The organism is Prevotella sp. MGM2, from assembly GCF_002933955.1.
GTDB lineage: Bacteria > Bacteroidota > Bacteroidia > Bacteroidales > Bacteroidaceae > Alloprevotella.
Genome location: NZ_BEWW01000307.1, coordinates 1 through 11,081, shown reverse-complemented (window position 1 = coordinate 11,081; position 11,081 = coordinate 1). Strand labels below are relative to the sequence as shown.

The following is an 11,081-nucleotide window of genomic DNA, read 5'->3' as shown; positions in this document are numbered from 1 at the left end:
TTTCAGCTCTCGAATTTTAACAAATGCACCGGAATTTCGGCTTGACCCCATCTTTTGGCTATGCTGATATTCGATGTCACGCATCGGGTGTATGACTAAAACAGACAATGAAAAAGAAAAAAACGCAGATATGCCCATATCACCGACCATGATATGTAGGCATCGAATCAGTAAAAAAGACAGGGGAAAATATCGGAACCCCACGGTTCAAAATCACAAAATGCAGGTGTACTGACACGGATATGAAGGAAAATCAGCGCAGTTAAATATCCTTAAAGCCCAATAAAAATCTAAAATCCATTTTCCTCCAAATTCCCCAAAAGTACACTATTAGTACACCGCAAACCACAAACCCCGCTGATAATCAGCACACTTACGGCTGTTTGTAATTATTGTCCAGATCTACAAGAGAACTTATGCGGAAGTTATGTTATCCTATAAATTTGATGCGATTGACTCTACAACCGCAGTCTTTACTGTTTTAACACTGCAAAGTTAATTATTTTTTATGAGCTATCAAACCTCCGGCTCGCCCTTCTTGCCGATGCGGTGTTTCTTACGCTGTTCTATCAGAGCGCGTTCCGATATTCCCAACAGCTTTGCCGCTCCTGTCCAAGAACCACTGTGACGGTAGGCCTCAATGATTTTTTCCTTGTCTTTCTGCGGCTTGCGCAGAGCAAGGCTGTCATCTGCATCAGGCTCCGTCTGGCTGAAATTGAGGTCGGCTGCCGATATTACATCTGTCTTTGAATGGAATGCGGTATAGAGGACGGTATCTTTCAGTTCCCTTACATTGCCAGGCCACGGGTGCAACTTCAACGCTTTGATTGCCGAGGCATCGAGCTTTCTCCTGTGCTGTTCTTTGCTGTGGGCAAAATGTGTCAGGAAATAGTCTGACAACGGCACGATGTCTTCGGTCACCTCCCGTAATGGCGGCACTGTTATGTCAACCGGGCGTAGAATGTAGAACAGATTAGGGCGGAACGTCTTTTCAGACACCATACGGCGAAGTTCGGGGTCTGCGGTGCAGATTACCCTCACATTCGGATGCTCGTTTTCAAGTATGTGAAGAAGCACCGATTGTTTCTCGAAGTTCAGCAACTCACGTTCTTGATGATGATTGTACCGCCGTCAGCCTTTTTGAAGTATCCTTCCATACGGTTAAGGACTTCACTGCGCAGATTTGCAGGGTCGTGGTTGCCGACAAGTGCCGCGCCACCGGCTTCTATGACGGTGCATGGCTTTTGCGACCGCGAACTTAGCCTGTAAATCTCTTTTGCGATCTGCTCTTTTCCTGAGCCGCATTCGCCGAAGATGACTGCATTGACATCCGTCGCGGCAATATTTCTTATTGCCCGCTCAATCCCGGCAAATGCCTCGCTTTGGCGTGGGATAAGCTCATCAGGGAGTAACAGCATTGTTCTGCCCGGTCTTGCATACCTGCCCACTGTTTCAACAAGCTGCTTGTCCATTGCCGGACGCTGAATGATGTTGACGGCACCGCCGTCTTTCATCACGTCGGCGATCTCCAACGGATTGAGGTTGTCCACGATGGCTATGACGGGAAATTTGTAGCCCTTCCGTTTCTGCCAGTTGATTAACTCCTGCGCTGTGCCACGGATGAATTTCATTGCCGTGACAATCACTGCGCCGGGTGGAAGTTTCTCCACCTCGTCTTTTGCAGCCTCCATCGTCTCGACTGCTATCGGCTCGTAGCCGGCTCGCGTAAGCAAGCCAATCATGAGCCGACGGTCGGAGTCGGAGGCATATACAATGAGGATTTTGTTCATTGTTAGATAAATTTAGATTATTAAAATACACAGTCAGATACGTTTCATGCTCTTTCATGGAACGTATCTGAGTTTTGTAGTTATTTGTCAGAATATCACATAAGCCATGTATTATTTGGTGTGGCTTACCACATGTATGGTTTTGCCTTCTTTATCGAGCAAATTCAGTTTAAGATTCTCTTTGTCGGCGGTCAGGACAGAGAATCCGGGAGAATTGTTGCAAAATACGGTGCCCTCGATTTCTTTCGGAGTCCGTGTGAGGGAGCCGGATGTGTTGACCACATAGTCGATTTTTGAATCCGGGCGTCGGATGTGCTGGTAATTGTGGATATGACCGCAGATATACATGTCCACATTGTGCTTCCGCAGAATTGTGTCAACTTTCTTCTGCATATCTGTTCGCTCAGATTCCGACTTGTCGGTATAGGCATAGATGGGATGATGACCGACCACAACGATCCAGTCTTCCGTCGCCTCTGTCAAAGTCTTTCCGAGCCATTGCAACTGGGCTTCGGTATCCTGATTCACAGCATCGGGATATGTGTCGGTCTTTTTCCTGTATTTGTCAATCAAAGGAGTAGTGTCGAGAAATACCACCTTGACAGTTGTCCCGTCATCTTCAAAGGTCTTGGTGTAATATCTTGCCGGCATCTCCCAACGGCGGGATATGCCGGAATAGTCGATAACCGCTTGGGTGTTGCCGCGATATTCATGGTTGCCGCAAACGGGATACCAGTTCACCATAAGCTCCGGGTGGTCGTAGATAAGCTCATAGTTGGTCATCCACAAGGGATCTGTCACACTCTCCACTCCGCCGTAGTGATGTGTGTCGCCAAGAGCAAGAATAGCATCGGGTCCTATTTGTTCTGCAATTCTACCCATCGTCGCGGCAACAGGCTTCTGGTCATAGTGACCATTACGTCCGAGGTCTGACACAACCATCAGGTTCACATCGCCTTTGGCGATTTCAGTCTGGGCAATGGCTCCAAAAGAGGGGATGAGAGCCAAAGCCGCGATAAGAAATTTACGAATCATTGTTTTGTATTTTTAGAATGTTACTTTTACACCGCCGTTGAGTTTCACTCCGTAATATTCCTGCTGCATCGTGTAGTCCTTGCTACCTTGATAATAGCGCAGAGGCTGATTGAGGAGGTTATTGCAGTCGGCATATACGGTTATTTTTGTTTTGCGCCCGAATGTGTAGCTGACGTTAAGGTCCAGATATTTCACGGCATCATAGTATCGGTCGTAGAACGAACTTGCGCCCATTTCGTCGATAAATGCCGAGGCATAGTTGAATGAGGCTCTTGCGGAGAAACCGCACTTGTCGAAATATAGCGAGAGATTGGCTGTATGCTCGGGAGAGCCGGGCAAGCTAAGGCCTTTCTCGTTTTCACGATCCTCGAAGTTGAAGTCGGTAATGCGTGAGTGGGTATAGGTGTATGTAGCGTAAAGTCCGAGACACTTCATCGCCGGTGTGATGAAACTGAAATCACGCTGCCATGCCATTTCCACTCCGAAAAGATTAGCGTTGCCACCGTTTTTAGGTTGTGTGAACTTAGTCCAGACAGTACCTTGATACTCCTTGTTATAAGCCACCTCATCAACGATGAATCCTTCTATTCTTTTATAGAAAATTCCGGCGGACACAAGTCCGATTGATTTCCAGTAATATTCAGCGTTGAGGTCTAAATTATGTGAGGTAGTCGCTTTAAGACCGGGATTGCCAATCCTTATCTCATTGTCGCCACGTTTGATATTCATACCCGGGACGAGGGCGGAATATTTTGGCCGGGATATGGACTGGTTATAACCGGCACGCAGCATGAAATCCTTGTTGATGTCCCATTTCAATAATAATGAGGGGAGGAAATTTATATAATTTGAAGTCTCAGGCTCGGTCTTGGAGACACTGTTGGATTCATCATCGTAATTTCTGCCGATGTAGCGCAGTGATGTATTCTCGACACGCAGACCGCCCATAAAGTTAAGATTGTCGGAAAGTCTGGAATCAATACGCACATAACCTGATGCCACATTCTCCCTCGCATGGAAATTGCCTGCAAGTTCCTCCGCAATCTGCTCTCGCTCAAACAGATTGGAATCGTCAAGATTGAGGGAGCCAAGAAATGTCTTGTCAACAAATGTGCCGACCTGATATTTTGAGGAAGGCATGAATCTGTCGGTACTTTGGTCTGTGGTATGTGCAAGCGCATCCGCGTTAAATGCCTTTTTGTCAAGCGGAGTGTATTCGTAATAGTCTATCTCCTTGTCTTTTGTCTTGTTCACGAACTTGAAACCGAACTTGATTTTTGAGCGTTCGCTAAGTCGGGCCTTGAGATCCAGTGCCGCCTTGAAGTCCTGCTCCACAATATCTTCCTGCTGCTGTGTAAGCTCTTTGAGCGAGAAGTCATCATTCAAGGTCATTGTATATCCTTCGTCGGGAATGGCAAATGGATCTCTGGGATTACTCAGGTCGAAACTGAACCTCTGCGATTTGAGACGATAGTCAATGTATCTCTCATTCGGGCGTTTCTCCGTAGCCCGTGCATATCCCAGTTTCCAGTCCATGCCAAGAATGCCTACACGGTTTTCACCTCCCAAAGTGAAATCCATTGTCCGTTGGCGTTCAAGACGGGCGTTTCGTTCGTCACCCGAACCTCCTTTTGTCTGGACACGCACATCGGCTTTCCCTTCAGGCGTAATGTCTTTGAGTGTTGTCCTGTAACGGTTTTCCCAATCATTGCGGTTGTTGAAAATACCCTTGAACCAGACCTTGTTGAAGTCATTGAACTTCCAGTCGAGCGACAACGAGTGGCTCTGTCGCTCTCGTGTGACATAATACTGCCTTATCTGATAGTCGTTGACATAGACTTTGCCGTCGTCATCCTTTTCCCATATAAATTCCGTATTATAGGATCCGGCAGGCGCATTATTATAGGAGGCCGCAAGCATTACTCCGAAGCGGTCATTGAAGAAACGGTTACCGAGAGTGAGTCCGAAATTCATCTGCGCCTTACGGCTTATCCAGTTGTAGCCTGTTCCCGCAACGGCTCCGACAGTAAATCTGTGTGGCGAATTTTTCATAACGAGGTTGATAGAACCGCCGATAGCATCGCCGTCCTGATCTGGCATAAGTGTCTTGCTGACCTCTATTGTCTGAATCATATCGGACGGTATAAGGTCAAGCTGGACATTGCGAGTGTCTCCCTCGGCCGATGGCAGTCTTGACCCGTTGATTGTCACTGAACTGAACTCAGCCGGAGTGCCGCGTACCTGACCGAAACGGGCCTCGCCCTGATCATACTGCACATTGATACCGCTTATACGTTTCAGAGCGTCTCCGATATTCGAGTCGGGGAATTTGCCAATCTGGTCGGCAGATACCACATTGGTTATATTGATATTATTCTTCTGGGCATTTATGGCTCTCTGCTGCCCGGAGAAAACGCCGGTCACTACAACTTCATTCAGTTCCCGTGATGTATCCGACATTACTATGTCGTCAACCGTTGATTCTTCCGAAACCACGATTGTTTTACTGACCGGAAGAAAACCGATATAAGTTACTTTCAGATTATGATTCCCGGATGAAAGGTTGGCAAACGAGAAAAAGCCGTCGAGATCTGTAACCGCCGACAGCTTGTTGCTGTCAATGATAACCACCGCCCCCGGCAGCGGGTTCTTCTCATTGTCAAGGATGCGACCTTTAAGTTGTCCGTATTTCGGACTGTCATCCGCCATAATGGTCAGACTTGAAGCAAATGCGACCAAAAAAGTTGACATTACTTTTTTCATTGTGATTGTTGTTTTGTTTCTGATTCACGCTGCAAAATTCGCCAACTAATATTTCATGGGGTTATCAGATTTGTTTAGATTTTATGAAATAAATTGTGTCATTAAACTTTTATTAAACTTTTGAGCATTAGGACAGTATTTAACCGATTATTAGTAATTTTGCGGCATGGAAACAAAAAAGAAGATACTTGTTGTCGATGATGAGGAAGCCCTGTGTGACGGCCTTGGATTCAATCTTGAAGCGGAAGGCTATCAGGTCGACATGGCGTATAGCGCGGAGGAGGCTCTTGCCCTCAACCTTGCCGCCTATGACTTGATACTCCTCGATATTATGATGGGGGAAATATCCGGGACTCAACTGGCACGCATAATGAAGTCGAATCCGGCAACGGCCTCCGTTCCCATCATATTCTGCACAGCAAAAGACACGGAGGAGGATATGATTTCGGGACTCGATCTCGGGGCTGATGACTATATCATGAAGCCATATTCTCTTAATGCTGTGCTTGCCCGAATAAGGACTGTGCTTCGCCGTACGGCGGCTTCTGTCGCACTTGCCAAGGCTGATTCTGACCTTGTTTCATACAAGGGGCTGGTACTGTCTGCAAAAAACAGGACCTGCACGGTTGATGGTACGGAGGTGAAAATGCCTAAAAAGGAGTTTGAGATATTGCTTAAACTAATCTCAAATTCGGGGCAGGTTTTTACACGTACGGATTTGCTTAACGAGATATGGCCTGACGAGGTTGTAGTGCTCGACAGGGTTGTAGATGTGAACATAACCCGTATCCGCCAGAAAATCGGCATCTACGGCAAGAATATTGTAACTCGCTCGGGGTACGGTTATGGGTTCATTGAATAAGCTCTCCTATCCGCAGCGGCTGTTCGTGTGGCTTCTTGGATATTCCTTGCTGATGGTAGGCTGCTTTGTCGTGTTTCAGTATCATAGGGAAAAGGAATTCAAAGCGGAAGAGATTGACAAGCAGCTCCAGCTTATCAATACATATATTCTTACAGAACTAAGAGAGGGACACGATGTCCCGGATATCAGACTCGACGATTTCAAACCGTTTGACGATATCCGTGTCAGCGTAATTTCCGACAAAGGACATATAATATATGACAACACACTTGATTCCCTGCCTAAAACCAACCACCTTGACCGTCAGGAAATACGGGATGCCGTACGGCATGGGGCGGGCTACGCTGTAAGACGGCACAGCGAGAGTACGGGCAACTACTATTTTTACTCGGCGAAAAAGAGCGATGACGGGAATATTGTCCGTACTGCGGTGCCATATTCGGTTTCATTCAGAGGACTGTTGCAGGCCGATTATGGCTTTCTGTGGATTATGGGGATTATCACAATGGTGATGTGCGTACTTGGCTATTTCGCAACCCGAAGGGTCGGCCTCCACATAATCAGGCTGAACAGATTTGCGGAAAACGTAGAAAACGGTGCCCAGATTTCCGACACCGAACCGTTCCCCCATGACGAGCTTGGCGAGATTTCAAACCACATTGTCCGCCTTTATGCCCGTTTGCAACAGGCTGTCGCTGACAGGGACAGCGAACATCGCGCAGCCCTCCATGAACAGCTTGAAAAGGAACGCATCAAAAAGCAACTCACGAATAACATAAACCATGAACTGAAAACCCCGGTCGCATCAATCAGGGTCAGCGTGGAGACGATGCTGGCACACAGGAATATGAGCGATGAAAAGCAGATATTGTTCCTGCAACGTTGTCTTACAAATACAGAAAGGCTCCAAAGGCTTCTGACCGATGTCTCGCTCCTAACACGCATGGACGACGGAAGCGCCTCTATATTGAAAGAACAGGTTAATCTCACGGATATAATAAATGACGTGGTTGAGGACCGACAGATAATCGCTGCCACAAAGGGCATAAGGATTGAGAATTTTGTTTCTCATAACGTAATCATGGCCGGTAATGCTTCTCTGCTTGAGGCCGTTTTCAACAACCTTATAGACAATGCGATTGTTTATAGTGGAGGAACCAGAATAAAAATAGAATTAATCAGTATCGAGAACGATAAAGTTGTAATTGCATTGTCCGACAACGGATGCGGCGTTCCTCCCGAACACCTGCCAAGACTGTTTGAAAGGTTCTATCGCATTGACAAGGGACGGTCACGAGCGGCCGGTGGCACCGGACTCGGGCTTTCGATAGTGAAAAACGCTGTGATTCTTCATGGCGGTGAAATCTCCGCTGAAACTCAATGCTCAGGCGGATTATTGTTCAAAATAACATTTTCAAGAAACTCAAAATGAAGACAAAACTAAAAATCGCGCTTGTAGCTCACGACCAACGCAAAGCCGATATGGTCGATTGGGTAAAATTCAACGCCCAATACCTTTCCCTACATGAGCTGGTATGTACCGGCACGACTGGAGGGCTTATAAAGAATGCTTTCTCAGAAGCTGGAATAGATGCACAAGTCGAATGTATGAATTCCGGACCGATGGGCGGTGACGCCGAAATAGCGGCAATGGTGGTAAGAAACGAGATTGACCTCGCTATTTTCTTGATAGACGACCTCAATGCGCAGCCCCACGAGGCGGACATTCAGATGCTTTTGCGTCAATGCCGGCTCCACAACGTGCCGATTGCCTGCAACCGCATCAGTGCCGACCTGATGATTTCAAGCCGTTTGTGGGAAGACCCTACATATAAACCCATCGAATAGAGCTATATACGGTTTGACCGCAATTAAACCCTCTGTCAGTCCGGCAGTTTTAATAAATGGTTAAGGATTTTGAAATAATCATGAAATGTTTTCTTAGTTACTTTGCGGCTGAATAAGTAATTGAGATAACAATGGAAATACTGTTTCTTTGCGTAGTAATTTTTCTTTTCCTGCTGGCTGTGTTTGACCTGTCAGTAGGCGTGAGTAACGATGCTGTCAACTTCCTGAACTCGGCTATCGGGTCTAAGGCGGCATCATTTAAAAGAGTCCTGATTGTCGCTTCCATCGGTGTGTTCATCGGTGCGGCAATGAGTAACGGAATGATGGAGATTGCCCGGCACGGAATTTTCCGTCCCGAGCATTTTTCGTTCTATGACCTTATCTGCATCTTCATGGCGGTAATGGTCACGGACATCATCCTTCTCGACGTGTTCAACTCGCTGGGTATGCCTACCTCTACAACCGTGTCAATGGTTTTCGAGCTGCTGGGAGCCACCTTTGCCGTTGCATTGATTAAAATGGCAGGAGGCATCGGTCTCGGTTTTGATGACTTGCTTAACACGGAGAAAGCCCTGTCGGTGATTCTTGGAATATTCCTGTCGGTGGCGATAGCCTTTTTCTTCGGAACGGTGGTGCAGTTCATATCCCGTATGGTGTTCTCGTTCAATTACCGGAGCAACCTGAAATGGAAGATAGGAATATTCGGAGGTATATGTGCAACTGCGATTGTTTACTTTCTTCTGATTAAAGGGGCTAAAGATCTTTCTTTCATGACCCCTGAACTGAAAGCGTGGATAAAAAACAATACTGCGCTGATCATACTGTCCTGTTTCGCAGTTTTTACAGTGCTGATGCAACTGCTCCATGTCTGCAAGGTTAATGTGCTGAAAGTAATTGTGCTGATGGGTACATTCTCGCTTGCCGTGGCATTTGCAGGTAATGACCTTGTGAACTTCATAGGTGTTCCCTTGAGCGGTCTGGCTTCATATCAGGATTTTATGGCTAACGGCGGAGGGGACTCCAAAGGTTTCCTTATGGATTCACTTAACGGCCCAGCAAATACACCGATATATTTCCTCATCGGTGCCGGAGTCATAATGGTGGTGTCACTTGCAACGTCAAAAAAAGCCCGGAATGTGACCAAGACTGAAATCGGTCTCGGAAGCCAGCAGGGTGGCGATGAGATGTTTGGTTCTTCCCGCATTGCCCGGCGGCTGGTAAGATGGACCTTATCATTCCTTTCTTGGTTAAGGCGTGTCACACCCGCGAAAGTACGCCGTTGGTTCAACCGTCGTTTTAATGTGGATGAGACCATTATGGATCAAGGTGCGGCTTTCGACCTCATACGCGGCTCAGTCAATCTCGTGCTTGCCGGCGCACTCATTGCCCTCGGCACCTCGCTGAAACTGCCCCTGTCAACCACATTCGTAACATTTATGGTCGCTATGGGTACTTCTCTTGCCGACAGGGCATGGGGCAGGGAAAGTGCCGTGTTCCGCATCACCGGCGTGATTTCCGTAATCGGCGGTTGGTTTCTTACTGCGGGTGCGGCGTTTATCGGCGCAGGACTGATTGTTGCAGCAATGCACTATGGTGGTCAGTGGGTGATGCTTCTGTTGGCGGCTTTGACGATATTCATAATCATCAACAGCAACCGGAGGTTCAGAAAGAAGACAGAAGAAGATAACGGTGACGCGCTGTTCCAGACCATCATATCCACACAGGATAAAACACAGACATGGTCGTTGCTTATGATGTATATCACGGAACAACAAGAGAAGTTCATGATCTATGCCGAGGAAAAATACCGGGATATAACATCGGCTTTCATAACTGAAAGTTCCGGGGTGCTGAGCAAAACGGAGTCAAGCCTCGCCCGCCAGAAAACCACGCTTAAAAACGCTCGTCGGAAGGAAACTCTGTGCCTGCGTCATTTGACACGCGAGATGGCGATAGAAAAAAGCACTTGGTTCTATCTCAGCAACAACTGCTGTATGGGCATACTTTACAACCTGCGCCGCATCAACGAGATCTGCAAAGAGCATGTCGACAACAATTTCCTTCCTCTGCCACCCAGATATACTACCGAATACGAGTTGATACGGACACAAATAAGTACACTGTTCAACGATACCGTCAAACTCATGGGGAGCGGGGATGCAGATACGATAAGCACCCTTCGCCGACACTGCGACGAGATAAAGGATACTGTTTCCGACACATATCACCGTGTGCATGACCAGCTCCGCGATGGAGATACATCGGCAATGGCGGTTCTGTATGTCTATGTAAATATGCTTCAGGAAACGCAAGAAATGGTATCGTCAATAAGGAAATATCTGCGGGCGTTTGCCAAGCTGCGCGACTCGGATTTCCGCACACGCCCTGCCAAAACTATGGTACCGACAGCATAAAGTCTAAGGTAAAAAAGATTGTTCCTAAGGTTGAGATGGGAGTGCATATCTCCCATCTTTTTGTATTGTAACTGATTGATAAATTTAATATTTATCTAATATCTCAGACATAAACGTGAAATATAAATATGGTTACTTTGCATCAAAGAAATTCTATAAATCATGTACGTTACAGTTCTCTCGATAATAGCTCTGACTGGAATCATCTTTATGTTGCGACGGCATATACGCAGACACAAAATCAAGGAAATGTGTTGTATTATTCCCAATAGTCCTGTCGGAAAGTCTTGTTTGACCGTGACGATGCAGTCATGTGGAAAAGGCGCGTGAGTTTGACCCCTTCGGGCATAATAAAAATGACCCCTGTCG

General features: G+C 46.9%; 8 protein-coding genes. 4 read left to right on the top strand and 4 right to left on the bottom strand.

Annotated features, from left to right (window positions below; genetic code table 11):
- Positions 1-516: 516 nt before the first annotated feature.
- The 4 genes from C5S62_RS11335 to C5S62_RS11320 all read right to left on the bottom strand — a co-directional run bounded on the left by C5S62_RS11335 (position 517) and on the right by C5S62_RS11320 (position 5,588).
- On the bottom strand, positions 517-1,077 hold the full coding sequence (locus C5S62_RS11335; RefSeq protein WP_133159584.1) for a hypothetical protein: 561 nt from the start codon (positions 1,075-1,077) through the stop codon (positions 517-519).
- 17 nt (positions 1,078-1,094) lie between these two features.
- Positions 1,095-1,790, bottom strand: a complete 696-nt coding sequence (locus C5S62_RS11330; RefSeq protein ID WP_104405489.1) for a sigma 54-interacting transcriptional regulator — start codon at positions 1,788-1,790, stop codon at positions 1,095-1,097.
- Positions 1,791-1,901: 111 nt separating this feature from the next.
- Positions 1,902-2,825, bottom strand: a complete 924-nt coding sequence (locus tag C5S62_RS11325) for a metallophosphoesterase (protein ID WP_104405488.1) — start codon at positions 2,823-2,825, stop codon at positions 1,902-1,904.
- A 12-nt stretch (positions 2,826-2,837) separates the two neighbouring features.
- On the bottom strand, positions 2,838-5,588 hold the full coding sequence (locus tag C5S62_RS11320; protein ID WP_104405487.1) for a TonB-dependent receptor: 2,751 nt from the start codon (positions 5,586-5,588) through the stop codon (positions 2,838-2,840).
- Positions 5,589-5,754: 166 nt separating this feature from the next.
- Here C5S62_RS11320 and C5S62_RS11315 point away from each other — a divergent pair, with 166 nt between their 5' ends.
- The 4 genes from C5S62_RS11315 (at position 5,755) to C5S62_RS11300 (ending at position 10,712) form a co-directional block, all read left to right on the top strand.
- Complete coding sequence (locus tag C5S62_RS11315) at positions 5,755-6,450, top strand: response regulator transcription factor (protein ID WP_104405486.1); 696 nt, start codon at positions 5,755-5,757, stop codon at positions 6,448-6,450.
- Positions 6,434-7,882 carry a cell wall metabolism sensor histidine kinase WalK gene (locus tag C5S62_RS11310; protein ID WP_104405485.1) on the top strand — a complete coding sequence of 483 codons (1,449 nt, stop codon included), beginning with the start codon at positions 6,434-6,436 and terminating at the stop codon, positions 7,880-7,882. The genes C5S62_RS11315 and C5S62_RS11310 overlap by 17 nt, the downstream gene beginning before the upstream one ends.
- Entirely contained in the window at positions 7,879-8,298 is a 420-nt protein-coding gene (locus C5S62_RS11305) for a methylglyoxal synthase (RefSeq protein WP_104405484.1), read from the top strand. Before C5S62_RS11310 ends, C5S62_RS11305 begins: the two co-directional genes overlap by 4 nt.
- Positions 8,299-8,429: 131 nt before the next feature.
- Positions 8,430-10,712 (top strand): inorganic phosphate transporter, encoded by a 2,283-nt coding sequence (locus C5S62_RS11300; RefSeq protein WP_104405483.1) that lies wholly within the window; start codon positions 8,430-8,432, stop codon positions 10,710-10,712.
- Positions 10,713-11,081: the final 369 nt, after the last annotated feature.